The 24657-nt window shown below is 63.8% G+C and carries 26 protein-coding genes; 11 read left to right on the forward strand and 15 right to left on the reverse strand.

Features of this window, described 5'->3' with window-relative positions:
* Positions 1 to 25: 25 nt before the first annotated feature.
* Complete coding sequence (locus IVB48_RS02290; RefSeq protein ID WP_247397086.1) at positions 26 to 184, forward strand: hypothetical protein; 159 nt, start codon at positions 26 to 28, stop codon at positions 182 to 184.
* A gap of 448 nt (positions 185 to 632) precedes the next feature.
* Here the strand turns inward: IVB48_RS02290 and IVB48_RS02295 are convergent, their stop codons facing one another.
* Positions 633 to 1241, reverse strand: a complete 609-nt coding sequence (locus IVB48_RS02295; protein ID WP_346658961.1) for a TetR/AcrR family transcriptional regulator — start codon at positions 1239 to 1241, stop codon at positions 633 to 635.
* Between the two features lie 129 nt (positions 1242 to 1370).
* Between IVB48_RS02295 and IVB48_RS02300 the strand changes: the two genes are divergently transcribed.
* Positions 1371 to 2609, forward strand: a complete 1239-nt coding sequence (locus tag IVB48_RS02300; protein WP_247397092.1) for an MFS transporter — start codon at positions 1371 to 1373, stop codon at positions 2607 to 2609.
* Positions 2610 to 2713: 104 nt separating this feature from the next.
* On the opposite strand, the gene IVB48_RS02305 is transcribed toward IVB48_RS02300, so the two are convergent.
* Complete coding sequence (locus IVB48_RS02305) at positions 2714 to 3631, reverse strand: NADP-dependent oxidoreductase (RefSeq protein ID WP_247286833.1); 918 nt, start codon at positions 3629 to 3631, stop codon at positions 2714 to 2716.
* Positions 3632 to 4001: 370 nt separating this feature from the next.
* A complete protein-coding gene (locus IVB48_RS02310) occupies positions 4002 to 4814 on the reverse strand; it encodes an aminoglycoside phosphotransferase family protein (RefSeq protein ID WP_247397095.1) in 813 nt (270 codons plus the stop codon).
* A gap of 266 nt (positions 4815 to 5080) precedes the next feature.
* On the opposite strand from IVB48_RS02310, the gene plsY reads away from it, so the two are divergent.
* Together plsY and IVB48_RS02320 are read left to right on the forward strand one after the other, a co-directional pair.
* Positions 5081 to 5764 (forward strand): glycerol-3-phosphate 1-O-acyltransferase PlsY, encoded by a 684-nt coding sequence (gene plsY, locus IVB48_RS02315; RefSeq protein ID WP_247397099.1) that lies wholly within the window; start codon positions 5081 to 5083, stop codon positions 5762 to 5764.
* A gap of 96 nt (positions 5765 to 5860) precedes the next feature.
* Positions 5861 to 6295: a nuclear transport factor 2 family protein gene (locus IVB48_RS02320; protein WP_247397102.1), complete on the forward strand. Its 435-nt coding sequence runs from the start codon at positions 5861 to 5863 to the stop codon at positions 6293 to 6295.
* A gap of 52 nt (positions 6296 to 6347) precedes the next feature.
* Here IVB48_RS02320 and IVB48_RS02325 read toward each other — a convergent pair whose 3' ends face one another.
* Together IVB48_RS02325 and IVB48_RS02330 are read right to left on the reverse strand one after the other, a co-directional pair.
* Positions 6348 to 7589 carry an acyltransferase gene (locus IVB48_RS02325; RefSeq protein WP_247397105.1) on the reverse strand — a complete coding sequence of 414 codons (1242 nt, stop codon included), beginning with the start codon at positions 7587 to 7589 and terminating at the stop codon, positions 6348 to 6350.
* 963 nt (positions 7590 to 8552) lie between these two features.
* Positions 8553 to 9077, reverse strand: a complete 525-nt coding sequence (locus IVB48_RS02330) for a DUF2721 domain-containing protein (protein WP_247397108.1) — start codon at positions 9075 to 9077, stop codon at positions 8553 to 8555.
* 258 nt (positions 9078 to 9335) lie between these two features.
* Between IVB48_RS02330 and IVB48_RS02335 the strand changes: the two genes are divergently transcribed.
* The gene (locus IVB48_RS02335; protein WP_247397110.1) at positions 9336 to 9575 is read left to right on the forward strand and encodes a DUF378 domain-containing protein; all 240 of its coding nucleotides are present in this window, start codon (positions 9336 to 9338) and stop codon (positions 9573 to 9575) included.
* 10 nt (positions 9576 to 9585) lie between these two features.
* Entirely contained in the window at positions 9586 to 10230 is a 645-nt protein-coding gene (locus IVB48_RS02340) for a hypothetical protein (protein ID WP_247397113.1), read from the forward strand.
* Between the two features lie 115 nt (positions 10231 to 10345).
* On the opposite strand, the gene rpmG is transcribed toward IVB48_RS02340, so the two are convergent.
* Both rpmG and IVB48_RS02350 read right to left on the reverse strand, forming a co-directional pair.
* Complete coding sequence (gene rpmG / locus IVB48_RS02345) at positions 10346 to 10513, reverse strand: 50S ribosomal protein L33 (RefSeq protein ID WP_007603295.1); 168 nt, start codon at positions 10511 to 10513, stop codon at positions 10346 to 10348.
* A gap of 124 nt (positions 10514 to 10637) precedes the next feature.
* A complete protein-coding gene (locus IVB48_RS02350; protein ID WP_247397115.1) occupies positions 10638 to 11963 on the reverse strand; it encodes an LLM class flavin-dependent oxidoreductase in 1326 nt (441 codons plus the stop codon).
* Positions 11964 to 12178: 215 nt separating this feature from the next.
* On the opposite strand from IVB48_RS02350, the gene IVB48_RS02355 reads away from it, so the two are divergent.
* A complete protein-coding gene (locus IVB48_RS02355) occupies positions 12179 to 12709 on the forward strand; it encodes a hypothetical protein (protein ID WP_247397117.1) in 531 nt (176 codons plus the stop codon).
* A 28-nt stretch (positions 12710 to 12737) separates the two neighbouring features.
* On the opposite strand, the gene IVB48_RS02360 is transcribed toward IVB48_RS02355, so the two are convergent.
* From IVB48_RS02360 to topA, 4 genes are read right to left on the reverse strand one after another with little or no spacing between them, the layout of a single operon-like run.
* Entirely contained in the window at positions 12738 to 13487 is a 750-nt protein-coding gene (locus IVB48_RS02360) for an NUDIX domain-containing protein (RefSeq protein WP_247397119.1), read from the reverse strand.
* A 33-nt stretch (positions 13488 to 13520) separates the two neighbouring features.
* Positions 13521 to 13955, reverse strand: a complete 435-nt coding sequence (locus IVB48_RS02365) for a DUF983 domain-containing protein (protein ID WP_247361636.1) — start codon at positions 13953 to 13955, stop codon at positions 13521 to 13523.
* Entirely contained in the window at positions 13949 to 16300 is a 2352-nt protein-coding gene (gene rnr, locus IVB48_RS02370) for a ribonuclease R (protein WP_247397121.1), read from the reverse strand. Before rnr ends, IVB48_RS02365 begins: the two co-directional genes overlap by 7 nt.
* 7 nt (positions 16301 to 16307) lie before the next feature.
* A complete protein-coding gene (gene topA / locus IVB48_RS02375; RefSeq protein WP_247397123.1) occupies positions 16308 to 19067 on the reverse strand; it encodes a type I DNA topoisomerase in 2760 nt (919 codons plus the stop codon).
* A 227-nt stretch (positions 19068 to 19294) separates the two neighbouring features.
* On the opposite strand from topA, the gene IVB48_RS02380 reads away from it, so the two are divergent.
* Positions 19295 to 19534 (forward strand): hypothetical protein, encoded by a 240-nt coding sequence (locus IVB48_RS02380; protein ID WP_247286819.1) that lies wholly within the window; start codon positions 19295 to 19297, stop codon positions 19532 to 19534.
* 302 nt (positions 19535 to 19836) lie between these two features.
* Here the strand turns inward: IVB48_RS02380 and IVB48_RS02385 are convergent, their stop codons facing one another.
* Entirely contained in the window at positions 19837 to 20391 is a 555-nt protein-coding gene (locus IVB48_RS02385) for a flavodoxin family protein (protein ID WP_247397125.1), read from the reverse strand.
* 168 nt (positions 20392 to 20559) lie between these two features.
* Positions 20560 to 21027 (reverse strand): helix-turn-helix domain-containing protein, encoded by a 468-nt coding sequence (locus tag IVB48_RS02390; RefSeq protein ID WP_247397128.1) that lies wholly within the window; start codon positions 21025 to 21027, stop codon positions 20560 to 20562.
* 121 nt (positions 21028 to 21148) lie between these two features.
* On the opposite strand from IVB48_RS02390, the gene IVB48_RS02395 reads away from it, so the two are divergent.
* Both IVB48_RS02395 and IVB48_RS02400 read left to right on the forward strand, forming a co-directional pair.
* A complete protein-coding gene (locus IVB48_RS02395) occupies positions 21149 to 21922 on the forward strand; it encodes an SDR family oxidoreductase (protein WP_247397131.1) in 774 nt (257 codons plus the stop codon).
* A 177-nt stretch (positions 21923 to 22099) separates the two neighbouring features.
* Positions 22100 to 22282 carry a hypothetical protein gene (locus IVB48_RS02400; RefSeq protein WP_247286816.1) on the forward strand — a complete coding sequence of 61 codons (183 nt, stop codon included), beginning with the start codon at positions 22100 to 22102 and terminating at the stop codon, positions 22280 to 22282.
* Positions 22283 to 22354: 72 nt separating this feature from the next.
* On the opposite strand, the gene IVB48_RS02405 is transcribed toward IVB48_RS02400, so the two are convergent.
* The gene (locus tag IVB48_RS02405) at positions 22355 to 22963 is read right to left on the reverse strand and encodes an FMN-dependent NADH-azoreductase (RefSeq protein WP_247397132.1); all 609 of its coding nucleotides are present in this window, start codon (positions 22961 to 22963) and stop codon (positions 22355 to 22357) included.
* Positions 22964 to 23046: 83 nt separating this feature from the next.
* On the opposite strand from IVB48_RS02405, the gene IVB48_RS02410 reads away from it, so the two are divergent.
* Positions 23047 to 23457 carry a helix-turn-helix domain-containing protein gene (locus IVB48_RS02410; protein ID WP_027567316.1) on the forward strand — a complete coding sequence of 137 codons (411 nt, stop codon included), beginning with the start codon at positions 23047 to 23049 and terminating at the stop codon, positions 23455 to 23457.
* Here the strand turns inward: IVB48_RS02410 and dprA are convergent.
* Positions 23454 to 24596 (reverse strand): DNA-processing protein DprA, encoded by a 1143-nt coding sequence (gene dprA, locus IVB48_RS02415; RefSeq protein ID WP_247397135.1) that lies wholly within the window; start codon positions 24594 to 24596, stop codon positions 23454 to 23456. The genes IVB48_RS02410 and dprA overlap by 4 nt on opposite strands.
* Positions 24597 to 24657: the final 61 nt, after the last annotated feature.

The raw sequence follows: 24657 nt of genomic DNA on the forward strand, positions 1-24657 counted from the left end.
TTGCTCCGCGGGGCTGATCTGAGCCTTGTTGTCGCTATTGGCACCGTTGGTTGCCGTGATGCCGGACCTGTCGGTCCCGTTTGGCGTGCCCGTCTGTGTCGACCCGGACGCGGTGCCACTCGTGCCCGAGCTGGCCGGTGCGGCCGGTGTGCTCGCGGTATTCCCGTTCGGCGTGGGGGGCTGAACGTTCGGGTTGGTTGGAGAGTTGTTGGTGTGAGCGCCGGTGGAAGTTCCGTTTGTGCCCATGCCGGATGGCGCCGAGGGGCCTCCGTTGGCGGCCCCAGACGTGCCAGTACCTGCGCCTGAGCTCGCGGATGATCCGGAGGCGCCGCCGCTCGCGGCCGCGCCACCCGCGCCACCCGCGCCTCCGCCACCACCACCTCCGCCGCCGCCTTGGGCGAAGACGGGAGCGGCAACAGCGAAGGACAGCGCGGCTGTAAGAAGAAGCGATTTTCGGTTCATGACCTTCTCCGGTGTAAAGAAGGTCAACGACGCCGAAATGACGATGGTTCCTTTCAGTCCACTCGCTTCAAGGGATCGAAGGTGAAGCACGGCAAACGGATGTTGCGGTGCGTGCTTTCCGATCCGGACTTCTTGCGACGGGCGGATCGGGTTCTGATCTTTCAGCTGCGTCAGGGATGCCGGGCCGGCCTCCTGCCTGGCTTCACAGCAGCCTCATCTCCCACATCCACCCCGGCATTCCGCAGCAACACTGTCGCCGCTTCCTTCGCGGCACGCGCCATTGCGGGGTCGTCGCGGACGAGGTCCTGCGCGATGGAGCCGTCGACCAGCAGCACGAGCTGGGTTGCGAGCGCCTCCGCGTTCGCAACCCCGAGCTCGTTGAGGCGGTCGCGAAACCAGACGCGACGGCTTTCCTTGAAGGCGATGGCGATCTTCTTCACGGCGCGATCCGCTGGGCCAAGTTCGGCGACCGCATTCACGAACGGGCAGCCGCGAAAGTCTTTTGCGGCGAAGCGGCGCTCCAGCGAATCGAAGGTGGCGAGGATCTGCTCGGCCGCGGGCTTGTCCGAGGGGCGGGGCTGCACGAAGCGGCGCTCCAGATAGGCCGCGATCAGCGCGTCCTTGGAGGGGAAGTGGTTGTAGAGCGTGCGTTTGGAGATGCCGATCTCGGCCGCGATGGTGTCGACGCCGATGGCGCGAATGCCCTGCAGATAGAACAGCTTGTCGGCGGTCGCGAGGATCCGCTCTTTCATCGTCTGTGGGGCCGGCGGGGGAGCCATGCGGCGGTGAATGTCCTGTTGGCTTGACAGCGCACGCTATCCATAGCCTAAGTACACAGGTCTGTGTAACCAAAATCAACCGATATTGCAGACGACGGCGCTCGCGCCGCGCCGGTGAGGGAGACGAAAATGCCCCTGTTGCAGGTCCTGCGCCCGACATTGCCCATCCTGATCGGCGCCTCGATCATGCTGACGCTGAGCATGGGGCTGCGGCAGAGCCTCGGCATCTTCATGCAGCCGCTGACCCACGACATCCATCTGTCGATCTCCGACTTCACGCTGGCGCTGGCCGTGCAAAACCTCGCCTGGGGCTTTCTCCAGCCGCTCGCCGGCGCGATGACCACGCGCTACGGCTTCCGTCCGATCATGATTGCAGGCTCGTTCATGTACATCGCGGGCCTGGTGCTGATGGCAACCGCGAACGGTCTCGTCGCCATCATGATCGGCGCCGGCGTGCTGATCGGCACTTCGCTCGCCTGCACCGCGGCGGCGATCGCGATGTCGGTGGCGGCGCGCGCGGTACCCGCGATGGTGCGTTCCACCGTGCTCGGCATCGTCTCCGGCGCGGGCTCGCTCGGCGCGTTGTTATCGGCGCCGCTCGGGCAGATGCTCAACGAGGGCTTTGGCTGGCGCGTCGGGCTCGCCGGCTTCGTCGTGATGTCGGTGCTGATGATCCCGGCGGCCTGGTATGCCGGGCGCGTTGACGCGGTCCCGCTGCCGAAGCCTGCGACTGACGAGATCGTCGATGCCACGGCCATGATCGCGGCGAAGACCGCCTTCGGCAATGCGTCCTTCGTGGTGATGACCTGCGCCTATCTCGTCTGCGGCATGCAGCTCGTGTTCCTCACCACGCACCTGCCGTCCTATCTCGCGATCTGCGGCCTCGATCCGATGCTGAGCGCGCAGACGCTCGGCATGATCGGCGGCTTCAACGTGCTCGGCTCGCTGTTCTTCGGCTGGGCTGGCCAGCGCTGGAACAAGCTCGCGCTTCTCGGCGGCATCTACGTCCTGCGCTCGCTGGCGCTGGCCTGGTATTTCATGCTGCCGGCAACGCCTGCCTCGACGCTGCTGTTCGGCGCGATCATGGGCTTCTTGTGGATGGGCGTGGGACCGCTGGTCGCGGGCGCGGTGGCCGAGATGTTCGGCCTGCGCTGGCAGGCGATGATCCAAGGCCTCGCCTTCATGAGCCACCAGATCGGCAGCTTCCTCGGCGCCTACGGAGGCGGGGTGCTCTACGACGCGCTCGGCTCCTACACCATGGCCTGGCGCATCGGCGTCGCGCTGGGGTTGGCCGGCGGCATCGTGCAGGTGGCGTTCGCGCTGATCCGGCCGTCGCAGCCGCCGGCGACGGTGTTGCGGACGGCGTAGGCTGGGCGTGTCCTCATGGGCGTCCGCTTTGAAGTTTACAGCGGACGCCGCGCTGCTTGGCCGCGATCGCCGGGCGGCTGCGTGCATCGATGGGCGCGCGTCTCTCAGGGACGAATGTGGATAATCGTGTTCCCCTTGCGTCGCTTGGTCGGATTTAATGCGGCGACGGCATCGTCGAGGGTCGAGACGTTGCCGATATTCGTCCGCAGTCGTCCGTCCCGCACCCGCTGGACGATCTCACTCAGTTGGGCACGATCGGACTCGACGACGAAGTCGACCGCCAGGCCATCGGAGGGCCGCGTCTCGGCCGGTCCCACGATCGTCACCAGTGTTCCTCCGGCTCGGATCAGTGCTGCGGATCGCTTCTGGATGTCACCGCCGATGACATCGAACACCAGATCGACTTTGCCCACGTCCTTCAGGGTGTCGTTGTCGAGGTCGACGAACTCCTTCGCGCCGAAGTCGAGCACTGTCTGACGGTCGGCGGCGCGTCCAGAGCCGATGACGTAGGCGCCGGCCTCTCGTGCGAGTTGCGTCACCATCGACCCGACTGCGCCGGCCGCGCCGTGTGCGAGGACGCTTTGCCCCGCCTGAAGACGGCCGTGTTGGAACAGCCCTTGCCAGGCCGTCAGGCCCGAGATCGGCAGACTCGCACCCACGGTAAAGTCGACGTCGCCCGGCAGCGGTGCAAGGTTGCGTGCCTCGATCGCCACATACTCGGCCAGTGTGCCGTCTCGATACCAGTCCGCGAGGCCGAACACCCGCTGTCCGACTGACAGCCCCGTCGTGCCATATCCGAGGGCGGAGACCACTCCGGCCAGCTCGTGCCCAAGGATCGACGGTGTTCGGTCACGTTCGAGGCGATCGGTCCAGGTCGACGGCCACGCCAGCTCAGTCGGTACGAATCCCGACGCATGAACCTGAACGACGACGTCGTTTATCGCTGCCTGCGGCTCGGGTCTGTCCATGAGCTTCATCCCGGCCGTTCCTGCGGCCTGGTCCGTTACGACGATCGCCTTCATGGGAATTATCTCCTCTGTCATTTGTCTCTTGGTCGAATAATGCAGAGAGCGTGGACGCACCGGCTATCCACAGAATGCCAGGCCGTGTGGAACTCCTGTCTCCGTGTCCGCAATCTCCGCTGTCCGCATTGACCGGGGCTCCCACTCATCCTGATGGATCGGGATCGCTCCGATCGCTGGTGTCAGCGAATAGATGCGTTGCGCCCGGCTATAAAACAGTACCAAGAATGTCGATTTTGGCTGTACCAAGCGCGACGGCCGCCTCCCGATGCAACTCGATTGTGCCAAACGGGCTCGATTGGCTGCCGAGATTTGCTCGGTAATCGAGAGCGCCTTGAGAGGGCGAGCAGGAATCCAGGTTGCGGACGGTTCAGTCTTTCGCGCGCAGCCCCGCTTCGATGCGCTGGATCAGTTGCTCCCGCAGCGCAGGCACCACGTTTCCGAGGACGACGAAGGTGCGGACGATAGGCAAATACGGCTCCATTGCCGCCGTCAGCTCCCCCAGAGACATGCCGGCCAGCCGCGCATATTCGGATTGCGCCGCCGCATTGGTCGCGCGCGGCCGCTCCGGATTGTCGGCTAGTTCCGGTGCGAGCTCGGACAGGATGACATGCAAGAACCCAAGATCGAGGGCGGCGGGCCCGCGCATCGCGAAGGTCCAGTCGACGAGCTTTGGGCCTTCCGCCGTCATGATCACGTTGCCGGGGCTAAGGTCGCAATGGCAAAGCCCGTCGCCGGTCGGCAGGCGATCGATCAGGGCGAGGATATCGGCGGCGATGTGCTTCGGGACCTTGCCGTCGTCGTGCCGCAACTCGCTCTCCATATACGCGCGCATGGAGAGGAGCTCCGGCGGCGCGGACGTCTTGTGAAGAGTCATGGCCAGAGCCGCGACGATCGCGCCCGCCTGTTCGAAAGTCACCGCGCCGGTCCGCGAGAGATGCCACAGGGTCGGTCCGTCGAGGCGCTCCAGCACGATGCCGAAGCGCCCGTCCAGCGTCACCTCGCCGAACACCGCCGGCACCGGGACGCCGGCGGCCCGCACGGCGCGGATCATGCGTACCTCATGCCGGCCGAGCAGATGAGAGACGCCGGCCTTGAATAGCTTCACGACCTGACCGGGCGCCCAGGCGTAGGCTTCGGAGAAGGCGCCTTCACCGATCTTTTCCCCCAGCGATCCCTGCATGCCCGTTCTCCACCGTGCAGATGAAACACCGGCGGCGAGAAAAAAGGAACCATCCTGTCGCGAGGGCAGCCGGACATTATGATCGCGTTTCGACCTGTAGATACCGTCGATCGCGTTCGCGCTGATCCGGCCGTTGCAGCCGCCGGCGCCAATGTTGCGGACGGCGTAGGGAAGCGGGTGCTCACGAGCGTCCGCGGCGCTTCAGACCCATAGCGGTCAGACGAAGTCGGGGATAAAACAGCGTTCAGGAAACGGGACATAAACCCATGGCGTTTTGGACAGCGGGCGCGGTTGGGTTGTTGATCGCCTATCTGCTCGGCTCGATCCCCACGGGGTATCTGGCGGGGAAACTGCTCAGGGGTATCGACATCCGAAGGCATGGCTCCAAGTCCACCGGGGCAACGAATGTCTTGCGCACTCTCGGCAAATGGCCTGCCTTGTTCGTGCTCGTCGGCGATGTGCTGAAGGGCGTGGGTGCCATCATTGTTGCGCGCTCGTTCTGTCCCTGGCTCTATGCAGAATTATCCTCGTCGCCGACAGCTTCTGATCTGCAGCTGTGGGTGCCATGGGCTGTTTGTCTGGCTGGAATTGCCGTGCTGTTGGGACATAGCCGATCGATCTGGCTGAACTTCACGGGCGGCAAGTCGGCTGCCGCCGGACTCGGTGTGTTGCTGGCGATGTCCTGGCCCGTTGGATTGGGGGCTGCAGCCGCCTTTGGCTTCGTGCTGGCTATCACCCGGATCGTTTCCTTGAGCTCGATGCTCGCGGCGTTGACGGCAATCGTTCTTGTCTGCGCGGTCGAGCACCCATTGCCGTACCGGTTGCTGGTGATCGGAGGCGGCCTCTACGTGATCATCCGCCATCGTGCGAACATCCAAAGACTTTTGGCGGGAACGGAGCCGCGCCTGATTCGAAATAGCCAGAGTGCGAAAGCGGAGGCGCAAGTTTAGCACGGGACTGGGCCACCTATTGAGGTGCCGCAACACTCGGTTGTCGAATAGACCTGAGCGATTTCAATTCACAATAGTGAACCCAACGGAGGGAACATGGCCTTCAGATCAGCGAGTTTTATCCTCTGCCTGCTGTTCGCCATTCCGCGCATGACGATTGCGGGAGAGACGCTTGACGCTGCCGCCATGGACGAGATGCACAAGCATTTTTCAGAAGCGTATAATCGCGGTGACCTCAACAGTATGGCCGCAACATTTACGGAGAACGCTGTGCGGGTGACACCCAGCGGTATCTTTCAGGGCAGGGATGACATTCGCCGGAGTTTCAGCGACGCCCTCAAGCTCGGACTGCATGACTATTCGGTTCAACGAACCGTCTCTCGCCCCGAGGGCGCCTTCGTCTTCAACGCCGGGACATGGGAGGCCAAGATGGGAGACCGTCCGTTTCACGGTTATTACTCATCCATACTCACCAGCGAAAATGGACAACTGAGGATCATCGAAGAAACGGTGGCGGTCGCAGCGCCCTGATCGCGGGTCGTGCTGTGTTGCTGTCTGCGTCCCAACTCTGCGCAGCAGCGTTTCACGCTGCAGCGCGTCCGTGATACGAGAGGGAACGTGCGGGACGCAGGCGCAGCCCTCGAGCGAATACCGGGCGCCTCGACGTCGGCTGTCTTTCCGGCAGCTTTCCGAAATGGGAAAGGGTTTGCATCAGCGCGGATCTGACGGCGGGCTCGATCTTCGCGCAAATGAGCCAGCAGACCAGAACAAGCAGGCCCAGTGCGATCCAAACGGCCGAGGTGGCATCCCAGCCGGCATCGACCAGGGCACGAATGATCGCGGTGCCGATGACGTTATGCGTGAGATAGAGCGGATAGGTGATCAGTCCGAGCGTTCTCAAATAGGCTGGTGTTTCGGGAGAAGCTTTGCCCGCAGAGCGCCTGCTCCGCTTCGCGGCGATGGCAATGAGGAGCACTGCAGCAGCCCAGACCATGATCGGCACGAGAGCCGATTGATCCGAGATGGCGGGGATGGACGTCAAGAAGAACGAGGCGAAGAAGTAGATTTCCGCCGCGCCTGATAGACACGTGATGGCAATTGCGACCTGTTCGAGCGCCGTCAATTGTCTGTTCGCGGAGATGAACAGCCAGATCCCCAGCGCAAAGAAGCAGCCATGCGTCAGCAGGAATGCCGCGCACGGCACCCGAAACATCAGAATGACGAGATAAGGCAAGTCGGATGGCGTCGTGCATGACAGCACGAGTAGCGCGACGGCATTGAAGATTGCGCTGTAGATGGTGAGACCCCAGGCGAGGTGCCGCAGGGTGACCTTCTTGGTGAGCATCGCGCAGAACACGAGACCATAAAATGCCGTCTCGGCTGCCAGGGTCCAGTAGACCTCGTCAAGCCACTGACCTGTGACTCCCTTGTGGACCATCAGCATGGCGTGGATGTAGGGCAGAATGAGTTCGGATGCCGGTCCGCTCCCGAAGAGGAGCAGAATGAGGAAGGTCGCGGTGGCACAAACCCAGACCGCCGGATAAATCCTGAGGGCGCGACCAAGAAGAAATCCGCCTGGCGACGACGTGCTCGCGGAATTCGCGATGACGAAACCGGAAATGACAAAGAAGATTTCGACCCCGACCCAGCCGAACCACGTGTAGGGCGCGGCGGACGGGTAGAGAACATCGGCGGCGACAGTGCGCTCGAAACCGGGGACGCCGATCGAGGTCCAGGCCCAGGACCAGAACATCTGGTGAAACATGGCGACGCCGAGGGCGGCGGCGAAGCGCAGCGGATCTAGCAACGGCAAATGGCTCTTCACGGGAATGGACCAGGTTCATGCAACGATCCCGCTGGAGATATCGGAGGTGGTGAAGGCGCTCTGCGAGGTGCGTCACACTTGGTCCGTCGTGGGCGAAATGAGCAGGATCTTTGGGTTAGTCACGTAACCCTGCTCTCATGCCCGGACGCAACGCCACGCGCTGCGTCCGGGTCTGGACACGAGTGAGCTGAAGCTCGATCGCAACAGAAGGCCTGCGGAGAGGATGGACTAACGCGTGCGTGCTGATCGCTTGAGATCGGCGACCTTAAACCTGTTGCCGGCGGCCAGGCTGCTGCACAACCAGTGGGCCTTGTTTCGGTTGTCGCCCAGGAACGTCCTGGTGTCGACGCAATCCAGGTAGGATTTGTGGGTAATGGTGTCGCGGCAGGTTGGCGAGAAAGGACCGTAGTCTATGTTGCCGCCTGACTCGCTGCATCCAACCCACGGATCCTTGCCGCTTGGGAAGCTTGATGCACAGCCTCCGTTGCAGCTGCTGGCGACTTTCTCCAGGCCGGCAATCCTCCCCATCACAGAACCCGGCGCATACATAGGCGTGCGCGCGGCTGACGTTTGAGCTGTTGAGGTAGTCCGACGAGGGGCAACTGTGTTTGCTCCTCGCTCCGACACGTGTGGCCTTGCCACCTGTTTCGGCGCGTCGACCGTGACGGGGGGAATCGTGGCGGCGGAGCCGGTTGGGATTTGCGACGCTGCCGGCGCGCACAGTAAGATTGTTGACAAGGCAGCGATGGTTGAAGGCACGACAAGGCTTGATGAGAATCTCATGACCATGTCCTTCCAAAGCCGGGATGGACATTCCGCCCGGTAAGTGCACGATAACATACATTTGTGGTTGAGCAACCGGAGGTTGAGGAAATATCCACCGGGACTCGCGGACATCACAAAGAGGTCTCACTCCGCGCCAAATGGCTGCGCTGGTGCTGGGTTTTAGACCAAGCCCTGTTTCTAGTCATTCACCCCGCCGATATTCCGGGGCTGCTGACGCGCAACCTTGCCGGGCTTCTGCCCGGTCTTGTTGGCGAGATTTGGCACGTCAAGCAATTCGGTGTCGAGCTGGCGTTGCGTGTAGGTGGCTTCGATGATCACGAGCACTGTGGCCGCAATGACGAGACCGAATCCGCCGAACGCCGTTCCCGCGCCGAACCACGCGAGCACCGGAATGTGAGGAATGATGACATCCAGCCCGCCCGCGATCATCGTCACCAGAAACAAAATGGCCGAGGCAAGACCGCTGAAGCAAGCATAGCCCATCAGCTCGCAGCGCCGCTTGTAGACAAGGATCTGCTCTTGCACGTTGTCACGCCTGTCCGGCGCATGTGTGGAACTGCGATAGTCGCTGATGGCGCCGCGATATCGCGAGATCGCAGCATCATAACGCTGCTGGAGAAAACCCATGAAGATCCAGGCCGCGAAGATGATGGACGCACTTGGGCCTATCGCTTTGAGGATGTCGGAGAGTTCGAAGGTCACCCGACCTGAACCGAAAGATCGGCAGGTTGTTCCTGGAGGGGCAATGCTCGATGCTCCATGGCGTTCGCGACAACACACCGGACTGCTTCCATCGTTGCCCGTCTTCGAGCCGAACGTGCTTGATCCAAATCGTGCTTGATCAAGTTCTTGTCCGATCCAGATTCCGGCTTGATCCAGGTTAATGCAAGTCAGAGTCGTAGGAACGGAGGGTTGCTGGGCGCTTTGACTGCGCGTGTTCTTCTCGCTCGGAGGTCAATAATGCGCGCAGTCAACATCATCTCTCTGCTTCTGGTTATCGTCGGCGGCTTGAATTGGGGTCTGGTCGGACTTTTCGACTTTGATCTCGTGAGTGCCATCTTTGGAAACGGCGCGGCAGAGACCGCGACCTCGTCGTCAGTATCCCGCGTCATCTATGTGGTCGTGGCACTCTCAGCGATCTGGCAAATTGGAACGCTGGCACGCACGGCCTCAGCGGATCGACAAGTCAGCTATCGCTAGACACTGGTCAATGGACCAGTTCGCAATTCTTGAGGGCAGGGTCCGGACAGGGCCGATCTACTTCCTGCCCTGGCGAACAGGGTCCGGGCTGGCGCAGATGGTCGGGCTGATTCCGAACTCCGCGTTCGCCGCGTGTTACCGGCTGCCCGACGATGTGGTCTGCCCGAATCCCCTGACTTGTGCGGCTCGCATCAGCGACATGGTGGACATCGCGGTTCGGCGTGCACGTTCGCACGACATGCCGCGTGCCGTCGTCGGCTACAGCATGGTGACAGTCCCCGCGACGCTTGTCGCCGCAGCGCTCGGTACACCGCTTTGGAGCTTCGCGTCGGCTGACAGGGGGGACCTCATGATATGGTCGAGCCCAGCCGCGCGTACGGTCCAGCGCGATGCGGAGCGCATGGGATTCTCGCGCAACGATTTCACCCTCGCGCTCAGGAATCTCAACCCGATCGATTCGATAGAGCGTGTTCACCGGGACAGCCGAATTGTGGTTGGGCGTTTTGATCGTCTCATCCCGCGAGCCCGTAGCCAGGCGTTAGCGGAGCGGGCGCGGCGATACCTGCCCACGGAACACGTCCTCGAACTGCCGCTCGGTCATCTCGGCGTGCTTGCGCTGAGTCCTTGGATGCAGCGCGGATGGATGGCCGGGTAACGCTCGATGAGTAGTAGGGTTGCACGCTGCCGCGCGTCCGGGACACGTCAGGTTCAGATGCAAAATAAAACGGGGCCCGCAAGGGCCCCGCAAAAGTCTTCAGCGTCCCGCGATCTTACTTGATCTTGGCTTCGCGGAATTCGACGTGCTTGCGCGCCACGGGATCGTACTTCTTCTTGACCAGCTTGTCGGTCATGGTGCGCGAATTCTTCTTGGCGACGTAGTAGAAGCCGGTGTCGGCCGAGGACACGAGCTTGACCTTGATGGTGACCGCTTTGGCCATGTTCAGAACCTCAGGAATGAAGGGAATCTGGAGCCGGCCAAATGGCCCGCGTTGGCCGGCAACCTAGCCAGAAACAGCCTGATGTCAAGATTTTAGGGGTCGAAAACCGCCCAAATCGGCCCGATTACGCCTCGAAGAACCGGTTTTTGGGCCGCGGCAGGCCCAGATTCTCTCTCAAAGTGGGCCCTTCATACTCTTTCCGGAAAATCCCGCGGCGCTGCAGCTCCGGCACCACCTTGTCGACGAAATCGTCAAGGCCGGCGGGCAAGAACGGGAACATGATGTTGAAGCCGTCGGAGCCGCGCCCGACCAGCCATTCCTCCATCTGATCGGCAATGGTTTTGGCCGTGCCGACGAAGGATAGCCCGCCATAGCCGCCAACGCGTTGAGCGAGCTGGCGCACCGTGAGCTTGTCGCGGGCGGCGAGGTCGACCATGCGCTGGCGACCGCTCTTGCTGGCATTGGTCTCGGGGATTTCGGGAAGCGGTCCATCCGGATCGAAACCGGAGGCATCCGTGCCGAGCACGACCGAGAGCGAGGCGATGGCGCTGTCGTAATGCACGCGGCTGTCGAGCAGCGCGCGCTTCTCCCTGGCTTCATCGACGCTGTCGCCGACCACGACAAAGGCGCCGGGGAGGATCTTGAGGTGTTCGGGATCGCGGCCGACCTTCTCCATGCGGCCCTTGATGTCGGCATAGAGTTTCTGGCTGTCGGCAAGGCTGCCGCCGCCGGTGAAGACGGCTTCGGCGGTCTCTGCCGCAAGCTGCCTGCCGTCGTCGGAGGCGCCGGCCTGTACGATCACCGGCCAGCCCTGGACCGGGCGGGCGATGTTGAGGGGACCGCGCACCTTCAGATATTTGCCCTGATGGTCGAGCACATGCATCTTGGCGGGATCGACGAACACGCCGCTTTCGACATCGCGCACGAAGGCGTCATCGGCAAAGGAATCCCACAGGCCCGTGACGACGTCGTAGAACTCGCGGGCGCGCTTGTAGCGCTCGGCGTGCTCCATGTGGTCGTCGAGGCCGAAATTCAGCGCTGCATCCGGGTTCGAGGTCGTGACGATGTTCCAGCCCGCACGGCCGCCGCTGAGATGGTCGAGCGAGGCGAAGCGCCGCGCGACGTGATAGGGCTCGTCGAACGTGGTCGAGCCCGTCGCGATCAGGCCGATCCGCTCGGTGACGGCCGACAGCGCCGACAACAGCGTGAACGGCTCGAACGAGGTGACCGTGTGGCTGCGCTTGAGCGCATTGACCGGCATGTTCAGCACGGCGAGGTGATCGGCCATGAAGAAGGCGTCGAACTTGCCGGCCTCGAGCTTCTGGATCAGCGTCTTGATGTGGCCGAAGTTGAAATTGGCGTCGGGCCAGGCCCCGGGATAGCGCCAGGCGCCGGTGTGGATGCTGATCGGGCGCATGAACGCGCCAAGCTTGAGTTGCCGTTGTGCCATCGCCCGGTATCCGTTTTTGGTGTCGTTCCGAAAGACATAGGCATGCCGCGGAACTCCGCCATCGGGGGAGGCGGGAAGATTATTTTGTTTTTCGATGTCAGCTCAGCACATTCGCGTCATCCCGGGCCACGCCCGGAACGACGGAGGAGTCCCATCGAACCGATCCACGGCTCACTCCGACCAAGCCATGACTTTCGCTCCCGAGGAGACTTTCGATGGCAGGTGCAATGACCGTGGACGGGCGCATCGTCCGCATCGACCGGCCCATGCCCTGGGTCGGACGGCTGCTGTCATTGCCGCTGCTGGCGGCGAGCTTCTATCTGCTGTGGAATGTCGCGCTCGGCCTGCGGCAGGATTTCTCCGGTTTTGGCCGGCTCGCCGATGATCTCATGCCGGTGCTGGTGTTCACGGGACTCGGGTTGCTCGTCGGCATCCCCGGAATCATCCTGCTCACCTTCCGCACCTTCGTCGTGCTGAACGAGACGCTGCGCCAGATCGTCATCACCAGGCAGTTCGGCCCGCTGAATCTTCGCAACCATCGCGATCTCGCCGATTATCATTTCATCAGCATTACCGACGAGGACGATCCGGCACTGACGACATACGATGTCAATCTCTGCGGCAACAAAGGGACCGAGCCGATCACGCTGATGAGCTTCACCAAGCGCGAGGAAGCCAGTCGGTTCGCCAGCGAGCTCGGGCGAGTGCTGAACGTTCCCGCGCGACTATGTCGGCACCGAGCCTGATGCGGACGATGCGGACGTCACAAACTGATCAGCTCAAAATGTCCTTCTGCATCTTGCCGCCGTAGAAATGGAAGAACGGCACCGGTGCATCATGGCGGAGCGGGCCGGTGGCGAGGCGCGCGTCGAGCTCGTTGAGCACGTTGCGCGTCATCGGATGCAGATCGGCGAGCGGCCTTGAGCCGAGCTCGACCCAGACCAGCTCGACAAGCTCGGCATCGGCATGGATCACGCCGTCGACGCGATGGGTGATCGCGGAGGCGTCCGCCGTGAAGAAGCGCGTGTCGAACCGCTTGACGCGGCCGGGCGGGGTAATCGCGCGCGCGATCAGGAACAGGCTGGAGGGGTCGGGCAACAGGCCCGCATCGGCGAACGGTTTCCAGGCGCCTTCGAGTTTGGCCTTGCCTTCGGCCTTGCGCCCGAGGCAGAGACCCGTTTCCTCGCAGGCCTCGCGGATCGCGGCAATCGCCAGCGACTTCGCGCGAGAGGCCGGCGTCTTCGGACTGCCCTTGGCGAGATTGGCTTCCAGCTCGGCCGTTACAGGCGCCGCGCACGGCACGCGATAATCGTCCTTGTCGACGCGGCCGCCGGGGAAGACGAACTTTCCGGGCATGAACACCACGTTGTCGTGGCGCTTGCCGACCAGGACTTTTGGAATGGCGCCGCTGCGATCGACCAGGATCAGTGTCGCCGCATCCCGCGGGCGGAAATAGGGATGATGGTCGGCTTCCTTGCCCTCGTGGATCTTGGCCTTGTCTGCTGCCTGCGACGTATCCGTCATGTCCTCACCCAAACTGCTTCTTGTTTATTTTGCCTACACCGGCGGAATACCATCCGTCGGGTTCTCGTCAAACCCGTGCATGCGCAGAGCCCATTGCAATCCGACCACGGCTCCCTTCACCGGCTGCAGCAGTGCGAGCGAGGCGACGAAGGTGAAGGGCAGATAGGCCGCGAAGCTGATCCAGACCGGCGTGGTGTAGTTGGTCTCGATCCAGAGGATGCTGGGCACCACGATATGGCCGACGATGACGATGACGAGATAGGCGGGCAGATCGTCGGCCCGATGCGGGGTGAAATCGAGGCCGCAGACCGCGCAATTGTCCGCGGTCTTCAGGAACGCGCGGAACAGTCTTCCGTCGCCGCAGCGGGGGCAGCGGCCGCGAAAGCCGCGCTTCATGGCAGCAAAGACGTCGCGCTTCTCGACGAGACCGGTCTCGCGGGTCCAGATCTTCGGGGTTGTGCTCACCATGCCTTACCCTTCTGACCCTTGCCTTTGCTTTTTCCCTTCGCCTTTTTGCCCTTGCCGGGCTTCGGCTTGTCCGGCTTGCGCTTCTTGTCGGGACTGCGCCCGGGATGCGCCTTGAACGAGGGGCGGCGTTGCGGACCAGATCCCCTGCGGCTCCGCGGCGCGGACTCACCGGACGATGACAGCAGCTCGAATCGTAGCGCGCCCGCGATCGGAGCTGCCTCGATCAGGCGGACGTCGACGACATCACCGAGCTGATGCATGGTGCCGCTGCGCGTGCCGACCAGGGCGTGCCGGCCCTCGTCATAGTTGAAATATTCCGTGCCGAGGGATCGGATCGGGATCAAGCCGTCGGCGCCGGTCTCAGCGAGCTTGACGAACAGGCCGGCGCGCGTGACGCCGGAGACGCGGCCCTGGAAGCTCGAACCGATGCGGTCGGCGAGGTGATGGGCGATCAGGCGGTCGACGGTCTCGCGCTCCGCCTTCATCGCCCGCCGCTCGGTCACCGAGATGTGGGCTGCGACCTCGCTCAACGTTTCCGGCGTCTCGGTGTCGGGCAGCGCGCCTTCGCCAAGCCCGAGCGCGCGAACCAGCGCGCGGTGCACGACGAGGTCGGCATAGCGGCGGATCGGCGAGGTGAAATGCGCATAGCGGCGCAGGTTCAGGCCGAAATGACCGTAATTCTCCGAGGAATATTCGGCCTGCGCCTGGGCGCGCAACACGACCTCGCTCACCAGCGGAAAGTGGTCGTGGCCTTCGAGCTGCGCCAGCACGCGGTTGAACAGAGCGGGGCGCAGCGCGCCGCCTTTCGCGAACGGAACGTCCAGCGTCACCAGGAATTCCGCGAGCGCGTGGACCTTTTCCAGGGTCGGCTCGTCATGCACGCGGTAGATCAGCGGCAGCGACTTCTTCTCGAGCATTTCGGCTGCCGCGACATTGGCGAGGATCATGAACTCCTCGATCAGCTTGTGCGCGTCGAGCCTGTCGGGCACGACGACGCGGTCGACCGTGCCGTCGCTCTTCAACAGGATCTTGCGCTCGGGCAGATCGAGATTGAGCGGATCGCGCTCGTCCCGCGCGCGCTTGACGCAAGCATAGGCCGCATAGAGCGGCCGCAGGATCGGATCGAGCAGGGGGCCGGTAGTGTCGTCCGGTCGGCCGTCGATCGCGGCCTGCGCCTGGGCGTAGTTCAGCTTGGCTGCGGAGCGCATCAGGATGCGATGGAAGCTGTGCGAGCGTTTGCGCCCGTCCGGGGCGATGATCATCCGCACCGCGAGCGCGCCACGCGGCTCGCCCGGCACCAGCGAGCACAGATTGTTGGAGATGCGCTCGGGCAGCATCGGCACGACGCGGTCGGGGAAATAGACCGAGTTGCCGCGATCGAGCGCGTCGCGGTCGAGCGCGGTGCCCGGCCGCACGTAGAAGCTCACGTCGGCGATGGCGACATCGACGATGAAGCCGCCTCTGTTGTTGGGATCAGGATCCGGCTGCGCGTGCACCGCGTCGTCGTGATCCTTGGCATCCGGCGGATCGATGGTGACCAGCGGGACGTCGCGCCAGTCCTCGCGCCCCTTCAGATTGGCCGGCTCCGCCGCTTCGGCTTCGCGCTCTGCCGCGGGACGGAATTGCAGCGGGATGTCGTGCGCGTAGATCGCGATCAGGCTGATCGCCTTCTCCGACTTGACCGAGTCGAGCTTCTCCTTGACGCGGCCTGACGCCAGCCCAAAGCCGCGCGAGCGGATAATGTCGACGCTGACGAGATCGCCGTCCTGCGCGCCGTGTGTCTCGGTCGGCGCGATGTTCAGCTCGCGGTCGGCGGACTTCTTGTCGACGGGGATGATCCGTCCGCCGCCCTCGGGCAGGCTGCGGAAGACGCCGAGGATGCGGCTCTTGGTCTTGTCGAAGACCTTGATGATGTGGCCGCGATAGGCCGGGCCTTCGGTCTCGTCGGAGCGCTCGACCCGCAGCAGCGCGCGATCGCCAACGCCGGCCGCGGTGCCGGGTTTTGGCCGGCGCGGCATCGTGATCAGGATCTTTGGCGGTTCGCCGCTTTCGACCTCGTCCCATTCGGTGGGGGAGGCGACCAGCTCGCCGTCGGCGTCGCGGCCGGTGATGTCGGCGACCAGCGTCGGCGGCAGGCTGTCCGGCTCTGAAATCGTATGGCGCTTTTTCTTGACGAGCCCGTCGTCGGCGAGCTCGCGCAGCATGCGCTTGAGCTCGATGCGGTCGGCGTTCTTCAGGCCGAACTCGCGCGCAATTTCGCGGGTTCCGACCTTTCCGGGATTTGCCTTGATGAAGGCGACGATGGCTGCCCTGTCGGGAAAGCCACGGTCATTCTTGCGTTTCACTTAGCCTCTATTTGGTGCCGGCACTTTTCTTGGCCGGAGCTTTGGCGCCAGCTGCCTTGGTCGGCGACGTCTTGATGGCCGAAGTCTTGGCCGTCGACGACACGGCGGCGCGCGCCTTGCTGGTGGATTCGGATTTGGGTTTGGCCGCCTTCTTCGCGGCCGGCTTTTTGGTTTTTGGCGCGGCGTCATCGCCGTCGGCGGCCTTGGCCGCAGCCTTCTTGGCCTTGGCGGGCTTCGCCGCCTTCTTCGGCTTCTTGCCGCCGCCCTTGGCCGCGCGCTCGTCGATCAGCGCGATCGCCTGCGGCAGCGTGATGGCGTCTTTCTCGATGTCGCTCGGGATCGTCGCGTTGACGCCGCCGGCGGTGACATAGGCGCCGTAGCGGCCGCCCTTCACCGTGACGGTGCCGAGGGTAGGATGGTCGCCGATCGCCTTGCCGGGATCGGCGCCGAAGCGGCGGCTCGGGCCCTTGGCGATTTTCTCCGCGATCAGCGTCACGGCCCGGTTGATGCCGATGTCGAACACTTCGTCGCCGGCCTCGAGGCTGGCATAGGTCTTCTCGTGCTTCACGAACGGCCCGAAGCGGCCGAGACCTGCGGTGATCGGTTCACCGGTTTCCGGGTGCTTGCCGATCTCGCGCGGCAGCGACAGCAGCTTGAGCGCAAGCTCGAGCTCGACATCTCCAGGAGAAGTCCCCTTCGGAATGCCTGCGCGCTTCGGCTTCTCGCCCTCCGCATAATCCTTCTGCTCGCCAAGCTGGATGTAGGGGCCGAACCGGCCGGCCTTGACCCAGACATCGCGACCCGTATCGGGGTCCTGGCCGAGCGAACGATCGGCGGTGGCCTCGCCGTCGGCGGCGAGCTGACGGGTGTAGCGGCATTCCGGATAGTTCGAGCAGCCGACGAAGGCGCCGAACTTGCCGGCCTTCAGATTGAGCCGGCCGTTGCCGCAGCTCGGGCATTGCCGGATGTCGCCGCCGTCGGTGCGGGGAGGATAGATGTGCTGCCCCAGCATGTCGTCGAGCACGTCGAGCACTTGGGCTACGCGCAGATCCTTGATCTCGTCGACCGCGCCGATGAAGCCGGTCCAGAAATCCTTCAGCACCTGCTGCCAGGAGATCTCGTTGTTGGAGATGCGGTCGAGCTGCTCTTCCAGATTGGCGGTGAAATCGTATTCGACGTATCGGGCAAAGAAGCTTTCGAGGAACGCGACCACGACCCGGCCCTTGTCCTCGCCGTGCAGGCGCTTCTTTTCGAGCTTGACGTAGCCGCGGTCTTTGAGGACCTGGAGGATCGAGGCATAGGTCGAGGGCCGGCCGATCCCAAGCTCTTCCATGCGCTTGACCAGCGAGGCTTCGGAGAAGCGCGGCGGCGGCTCGGTGAAATGCTGAGTGACGGCGAGCGACTGCCGCTTCAGCGCGTCATTCGGGCTCATCGCGGGCAGGCGGCGGGAGTCCTCGTCCTCCTCGTCGTCGCGGCCTTCCTGATAAAGTGCGAGGAAGCCGTCGAACTTGACGACCTGGCCGGTGGCGCGCAGGTCCAGCGTGCGGCCGCCAACCTTCGCCGTGATGTCGACCGTGGTGCGTTCCAGTTCGGCCGATTCCATCTGGCTTGCGATGGTGCGCTTCCAGATCAGTTCATAGAGCCTCGCCTGGTCCGACTCGAGCTTGCGGCTCATGCTGTCGGGACGGCGCGACATGTCGGTCGGCCGGATCGCCTCGTGGGCTTCCTGGGCGTTCTTGGCCTTGGCCTGGTACTGGCGCGGCGCGTCCGGAACGTAAGCGTTGCCGTAATCCTCGCCGATCACTTTGCGGGCCTGGGTGATCGCGGACGAATCGATCTGCACGCCGTCGGTACGCATATAAGTAATGAGTCCGGTGGTCTCGCCGCCGATGTCGATGCCCTCATAGAGCCGCTGCGCGATGCGCATGGTGTGCGCCGGCGCAAAGCCGTATTTGCGGCTGGCTTCCTGCTGCAGCGTCGAGGTGGTGAAGGGCGCCTGCGGATTGCGCCGGGCCGGCTTGGCGTCGACCGTGGTCACCGCGTAGGCGGCTGCTTCCAGCGCCTTCTTGAAGTCTTCGGCTTCCGCGCCGGTGCCGATGTCGAGGCGCTGGATCTTCTTGCCGTCGGCGCCGACCAGACGTGCCTCGAAGGCGTCGCCGCGCGGCGTCAGCAGGGTCGCGATCAGCGACCAGTATTCGCGGGCAACGAACTTTTCGATCTCGAGCTCGCGGTCGCAGACCAGCCGCAGCGCCACCGACTGCACGCGGCCCGCCGAGCGGGCGCCCGGCAGCTTGCGCCACAGCACGGGGGAGAGGGTGAAGCCGACCAGATAGTCCAGCGCGCGGCGCGCCATATAGGCGTCGACCAGCGCACCGTCGATCTGGCGGGGATGCTTCATGGCGTCCGTGACCGCCTGCTTGGTGATGGCGTTGAACACCACGCGCTCGATCTTGTGGTCCTTGATCGCGCGCTTCTCTTTCAAGACCTCCAGCACGTGCCAGGAGATGGCCTCGCCCTCGCGATCAGGGTCGGTGGCGAGAATCAGGCGGTCAGCGTTCTTGAGGGACTTGGCAATGTCGTTGAGCCGGCCGGCCGCCTTGGGGTCGATCTCCCAGATCATCTTGAAATTGGCGTCGGGATCGACGGAGCCGTTCTTCGCCGGCAAGTCGCGGACATGGCCAAACGAGGCCAGAACCTCGTAGGACGAGCCCAAATACTTGTTGATCGTCTTGGCTTTCGCCGGCGACTCCACAATGACGATATTCATGTAGTTCCAGTAACTTATGGGGAAATTTGGGGCCGAATTCGATGAGATTCGGGTCGGCCCTTTCGTCCCGAACATGGGTGGTGAGGCCGTCGCTGTCAAATCGAGGGGTGTTGAAAGCCATCCCGATGGGAAAAGTTTCATATCGAGAAAGTTGCAAAATACCACCTTTGAGTTGCGGCCGATGTCGGCGTAATGTTTCCGCGGGGCATGGATTCGGGTGGGGGCTGGTGACTAAGCCAGGAAAGAAACGGGCGGGCGCCGCATCGCGCGCGGCGGGAGGCTCGCGTCACGAGGAACCGGGGGAGGGCGGCGTCGAGGAGGCGGTTGCCTTTATCGCCGAGCAGGTCGGGGCACTGCGCAAGCTCGCCGAGCGGCACAAGCTCGACGTGCTGCATTATCTCCTGGGAATGACCAAGCTCGAGGCCGACGAGCATCTGCGGCTGCGGAGCAAGCGCAGGCTGTCGTGAGGGCACCCGGCGAGTATCAGACCCGTCATCCCCGCGCGAGCGCGTAGCGCTCGTCGCTGGAGGCGCGAGTGGCGCGATGCAAAGCATCGCGCCGGGAGCCTCGAAGGATGAGCGGCCGGGATGCAGCCGGGCTGTCGTCCTTCGAGGCTCGCCCTGCTTTGCAGGACGAGCACCTCAGGATGACGGCGAGAGATTGGAGCACGCTGCACCAAAGTCGTCATTGCGAGCGCAGCGAAGCAATCCAGAATCCCAACGCGGAAAGACTCTGGATTGCTTCGCTTCGCTCGCAATGACGGGTGAGGTTAGCCGTTGCGGCTTGCCATTCTGGCCAATCGCTGGCCGAGATATTCGGCCGTGCCGAGGTCGCTCTGAGGCAACGAGCCGTCAATCAAGTGTGTTGCCAAGCCAAGCTGGCTGCCTAAACGATTCCGACCGCTCGGGTCCTCGCCACCCGGAATATCCAGTCCGCACCAGAGCATGCCGTGTTGCGCGGCCAGAATGGAAAAGTAGGACAGTGTGTGGAGTTGGTCGCCGCCAGCGCAGGCGCCCGTCGTGAATCCTGCTGCGATCTTGTTGGCCCAGGCTTGCTTGCTCCATCTGTCGCTCGAAGCGTCTGCAAAAGCTTTGAATTGGGCGGCGGGTCCGCCCATGTAGGTGGGGCTGCCAAACGCAACGGCGCTAGCGCCGTCAATCGTCTCCAGTAAGCTCTCATTCTTAAACCGGCCTGATACGATGTCGCCGCCGGTGATGCGACAGAGCGTGACATCCGCCATGCCATCCGCACCGCGCGCGACCGCGTGCGCCAGCTTCTCGGTGGTGCCTGAGATGGAAAAATAGACGATGGCGAGGAGGGGCATCGTGGTGCCACTTGCTGTGTCTAGCCATCTTTGACGCCGTCGATGTTTTGTACAAGTCCCCCACGCAGTCATTGCGAGCGCGGCGAAGCAATCCAGAGTCTTTCCACGGTGGCAGTCTGCATTGCTTCGCTGCGCTCGCAATGACGGGGTGGTGGCAGTTCGACGTTACTAGGCCGACCGCCGTCGCGGCGCTGGCCGCGGCTTCAGCATGGTATCGGCTTGCGTCAGCAGCCGCCCGTCTTCGGCGCGTAGCTCGAGCTTCTTCACCGGGCGGCCTTTCTCGCGATCGACCAGGATGGTCGAGATCTCCGACGGCCGATCGTCGAATTCCTCGCTCCATTGCCGCAGGGCTACCAGGATCGGGAAAGTGCCGCGGCCCTTTTCCGTCAACACATATTCCTGGTAGGCGCTGCCGTCGGAGGCGGGGGCCGTGGTCAGGATGCCGTGGTCGACCAGCGTGCGCAGCCGGGCCGACAAGATGTTCTTGGCCATGCCGAGCTTGTTCTGAAACTCGCCGAAGCGGCGCAGGCCGAACAGCGCCTCACGGATGATCAGCAGCGACCACCAGTCGCCGATCGCCTCCAGCGAGCGTGCGATCGGGCAGGCATCCCCGTCGAAGCTCGTTCGTTTCACCATGGTCCGGTCCTTTCGCGATCGCACGGTCCAGTCGCTGTTCACGCGCTCGTGTGGTTGCATCTTAAAACCAGATAGCCTAGATGGCAATCATAGTTTTATGATGCAACCACTGGAGGCGAGCGTGAGACTGAAGAACAAGACGGCCCTGATCACCGGCGGCAATAGCGGCATTGGGCTGGCAACGGCAAAGCTGTTCGTGGCCGAGGGCGCCAAGGTGGTGATCACCGGGCGCAACAAGGAGACGCTCGAGGCGGCCGCGAAGGAGCTCGGGCCGAACGCGCTCGCGCTCGCTGCGGACGCCACCGACATTGCGGCGACCGAAGCTGCGATCAAGAAGGGCGCCGAAAAGTTCGGCAAGTTCGACATCGTGTTCGCCAATGCCGGCATCGCCGGCGGCACGCCGCTGGGATCGGCCCCGCTGGAGGTATTCGCGAAGGTCATCAGCACCAATCTGACCGGCGTGTTCTTCACCGTGCAGTCCGCGCTGCCTTATCTCAACGACAACGCTTCGATCATCCTCAGCGGCTCGGTGATCTCCGTGCTCGGCATTCCCGGCTATTCGGCGTATGGCGCCGCCAAGGCCGGCGTGCGCGCGATGGCGCGGATCATGGCATCAGAACTGTCGCCGCGCGGCATTCGCGTCAACGTGGTCGCGCCCGGTGCGATCCGCACGCCGATCTGGGGACCTGCGACCGCGACGCCCGAAGCCGAGAAGGCGTTCGAGAAGCGGATCGCGCTGACGACGCCGCTGGGGCGCATTGGTGAAACAGATCACGTCGCGAAGACGGTGCTGTTCCTCGCCTCCGACGATTCCGCGCATGTGCAGGGCCAGGAAATCTTCGTCGACGGCGGCGCAGTCGCCTCTCCGAGCGGCGCGCCGATCTATCGCGGCTGATCAATTGAAGTGAAAATTGAATCGGTCGGCGCACGCAAAACCGGTTGCGCCGACCGGTTCCCACGCCTCACGAGCTGTATTTTCTGAACCTTGCGTGAGGCGTTGAACCTTCGCTTGCGCTGCCAAGACACTTTTACGGGCGGGGGGTCACGAAGACTCATTTCAAGGGAGCCCGATATGCCAAAGGCAGCTCGTATTATTTCCCCGATTTCAGCACCGCGTATTTACACCGAAAACTCCACCATTCCCGCCAAGCGTTCCGACACCTCCGAATTCATCGGGGTCGCTCTTTTCTCCGGCATCGGCCTGTTCGTTTCGCTCGTCGCCGTCATCCTCGGCATTCAGGGCGCCTGGTTTTAGCTTCGCCGACCACGCACCGGTCGATCGGCCGCCGCAAGCGATGTTGCGGCGGCTGACGATGTGCGGGTTGCGTCAGGCCGCGCGGAGGCTGGTTGCCGCCTCAAGCGCGCTTGCGAGCGACTTCTCGCGATGCTCCGGCCCGACCTGGATGCCATCGGCGCTGATGAATTCGGGATGATGGATGCCCATGAAGCCGAACACGCCACGCAGATAGCTTTCGAGGTGCTCCAGCGACGCGGCGGGCGTGCCCGCGCCGTAATAGCCCCCGCGCGAGATCGCGAAGATCACGCGCTTGCCGCCGGCAAGGCCCTGCGGTCCGTTCGCGCCGTAGCTGAACGTCTTCCCCGCCACGAGGACCCGGTCGATCCAGGCCTTGAGCTGGCTCGGAATGGTGAAATTGTACATGGGCGCGCCGATCACGACGATGTCAGCGGCAAGGAACTCGTCCAGCGCGGCCTTGCTGGCGGCGAGGTCGGGGCCGAGATCCGCCGGCGCAGGCGCGCCTTGCGCGGCCGCCAGATGCGAACCGGAGAGATGGGCGAGCGGGCTCTGCGTCAGGTCGCGGTAGACGATGTCGAGCGACGGTGTCGCCTGCCTGAGACGGTCGACGATGGCGGCGGAGACCTGCCGGGAAACGGAGTGGGGGCCGAGCACGCTGGAGTCGATGTGGAGGAGTTTCATTCGGGATCACCCTGGTATATGTTTGTAACCAGAGCTACATGAGTGACTATCGAAATCCCCGCAAGAACGCACCTTTTTGAGCCATGGGCACATCCTTGAAACCTGCGCACATCGATTTGACCGCCCCGCCGATGCCGGATCGCGACCACGCGGACTGCCGCGGCGTCGCCTCGATCCTCGCGCGCGTCGGCGACAAATGGAGCGTGTTCGTGATCATGATGCTGAGCGACGGGCCCAAGCGCTTCAACGAGCTCAAGCGCATGATCAACGGCATTTCGCAGCGGATGCTGACCTTGACGCTGCGCGGGCTCGAGCGTGACGGCCTGGTCACCCGCACGATCTTCCCGACCATTCCGCCGCGCGTGGATTACGAGCTGACCGATCTCGGCCGCGGACTGCAGCAGCCGGTGAGGGCCCTCGGCGAATGGGCGATCACGCATCAGGAGCAGATCGCCTCGGCGCGCACGCGCTTCGACGAGCGGAACACTCCTTAAAGCAGCGAGACCAAGCCACCGCCGTGGCGTTCGAGCCGGCCGGCGAGCTCGAGCTCCAAGAGCACGGTGCGCACGATGGCCGGGGAGGCGCCGGACATCCGCACGAGATCGTCGATCGTGACAGGGGCGGGGCCGAGCAGGCTGGTGATCTGATCGCGGTCGTGTCCTTGCGGATCGCTTTCGAACGGCTCGCTGTCGGGCTCGTTCGCGGTGCGCATCAGCGGCCGCTCCATGATCGGTGCGACCGCGTTGACCACGTCGGCGGCTTCGGTGACGAGTGTCGCGCCCTGCTTGATCAGATCATTGGTGCCGGCAGCGCGCGGGTCGAGCGGCGAGCCCGGCACCGCGAACACTTCGCGGCCCTGTTCGGCGGCCATGCGCGCGGTGATCAGCGAGCCCGAACGGTGCGCCGCCTCCACCACGACGACGCCGAGCGCAGCGCCCGAGATCAGCCGGTTGCGGCGGGGAAAGTCGCGGGCGCGCGGCTCATGGCCGAGCGGCATCTCGGAGATCGCAGCACCCTTGCGATCGAGGATCGAGGCCAGCAGATCGCCATGCTCCGGCGGATAGATGCAATCATGGCCGCCGGCGAGCACGGCGATGGTGCCGCTCTCGACACTGGCGCGATGCGCGGCCTGATCGACGCCGCGGGCGAGGCCGGAGATGACGACAAAGCCGGCTTCGCCGAGCTCGCGGGCGAGCTGACCGGCGAATTTCAAGCCCGCACCGGAGGCGTTGCGCGAGCCGACGATCGCGATCATCGGCCGCATCAGCGTTGCATTGTCGCCGCGCACGGCGAGCAGCGGCGGCACATCGTCGAGCGTTGCCAGCCGCGCCGGATAACCGTCCTCGCCGGGCGCGAGCCAGGCAATTCCGAACTTGCGGCTCGCGGCAAGCTCGGCTTTCGCATCGTCAGCGCTGCAGATGCGCGCCGATCGCTGCGCACCGCCGCGACGTGCCAGATCCGGCAGCCGCTCCAGCGCCGCGCGCGCCGTGCCGAAATGATCGACCAGCGACCGGAACGTACGTGGCCCGACATTGTCGGACCGGATCAGCCGCAGGCGGTCAATCCTGTCGGCCTCGGTCAGCTCTACACTTGGATTGATGGCGTCCACGGCAGCTCCTTGCAGGCACAGCATGGAACAACCTGAGGGCGTGGGCAACAGCGGCGTGCGCTTGCGCGGCTTCGTCGCGATGCTA

Source organism: Bradyrhizobium sp. 76, from assembly GCF_023073025.1.
Taxonomy (GTDB): domain Bacteria; phylum Pseudomonadota; class Alphaproteobacteria; order Rhizobiales; family Xanthobacteraceae; genus Bradyrhizobium.

What these genes read in the sequence shown, in the direction of transcription:
- IVB48_RS02295 (WP_346658961.1), bottom strand. Translation starts at nt 1,241, where the DNA reads ATGGCTCCCCCGCCGGCCCCACAGACGATGAAAGAGCGGATCCTCGCG.
- IVB48_RS02300 (WP_247397092.1), top strand. Translation starts at nt 1,371, where the DNA reads ATGCCCCTGTTGCAGGTCCTGCGCCCGACATTGCCCATCCTGATCGGC.
- IVB48_RS02305 (WP_247286833.1), bottom strand. Translation starts at nt 3,631, where the DNA reads ATGAAGGCGATCGTCGTAACGGACCAGGCCGCAGGAACGGCCGGGATG.
- IVB48_RS02310 (WP_247397095.1), bottom strand. Translation starts at nt 4,814, where the DNA reads ATGCAGGGATCGCTGGGGGAAAAGATCGGTGAAGGCGCCTTCTCCGAA.
- plsY (WP_247397099.1), top strand. Translation starts at nt 5,081, where the DNA reads ATGGCGTTTTGGACAGCGGGCGCGGTTGGGTTGTTGATCGCCTATCTG.
- IVB48_RS02320 (WP_247397102.1), top strand. Translation starts at nt 5,861, where the DNA reads ATGGCCTTCAGATCAGCGAGTTTTATCCTCTGCCTGCTGTTCGCCATT.
- IVB48_RS02335 (WP_247397110.1), top strand. Translation starts at nt 9,336, where the DNA reads ATGCGCGCAGTCAACATCATCTCTCTGCTTCTGGTTATCGTCGGCGGC.
- IVB48_RS02340 (WP_247397113.1), top strand. Translation starts at nt 9,586, where the DNA reads ATGGACCAGTTCGCAATTCTTGAGGGCAGGGTCCGGACAGGGCCGATC.
- rpmG (WP_007603295.1), bottom strand. Translation starts at nt 10,513, where the DNA reads ATGGCCAAAGCGGTCACCATCAAGGTCAAGCTCGTGTCCTCGGCCGAC.
- IVB48_RS02350 (WP_247397115.1), bottom strand. Translation starts at nt 11,963, where the DNA reads ATGGCACAACGGCAACTCAAGCTTGGCGCGTTCATGCGCCCGATCAGC.
- IVB48_RS02355 (WP_247397117.1), top strand. Translation starts at nt 12,179, where the DNA reads ATGGCAGGTGCAATGACCGTGGACGGGCGCATCGTCCGCATCGACCGG.
- IVB48_RS02360 (WP_247397119.1), bottom strand. Translation starts at nt 13,487, where the DNA reads ATGACGGATACGTCGCAGGCAGCAGACAAGGCCAAGATCCACGAGGGC.
- IVB48_RS02365 (WP_247361636.1), bottom strand. Translation starts at nt 13,955, where the DNA reads ATGGTGAGCACAACCCCGAAGATCTGGACCCGCGAGACCGGTCTCGTC.
- topA (WP_247397123.1), bottom strand. Translation starts at nt 19,067, where the DNA reads ATGAATATCGTCATTGTGGAGTCGCCGGCGAAAGCCAAGACGATCAAC.
- IVB48_RS02385 (WP_247397125.1), bottom strand. Translation starts at nt 20,391, where the DNA reads ATGCCCCTCCTCGCCATCGTCTATTTTTCCATCTCAGGCACCACCGAG.
- IVB48_RS02390 (WP_247397128.1), bottom strand. Translation starts at nt 21,027, where the DNA reads ATGGTGAAACGAACGAGCTTCGACGGGGATGCCTGCCCGATCGCACGC.
- IVB48_RS02400 (WP_247286816.1), top strand. Translation starts at nt 22,100, where the DNA reads ATGCCAAAGGCAGCTCGTATTATTTCCCCGATTTCAGCACCGCGTATT.
- IVB48_RS02405 (WP_247397132.1), bottom strand. Translation starts at nt 22,963, where the DNA reads ATGAAACTCCTCCACATCGACTCCAGCGTGCTCGGCCCCCACTCCGTT.
- IVB48_RS02410 (WP_027567316.1), top strand. Translation starts at nt 23,047, where the DNA reads ATGGGCACATCCTTGAAACCTGCGCACATCGATTTGACCGCCCCGCCG.
- dprA (WP_247397135.1), bottom strand. Translation starts at nt 24,596, where the DNA reads ATGCTGTGCCTGCAAGGAGCTGCCGTGGACGCCATCAATCCAAGTGTA.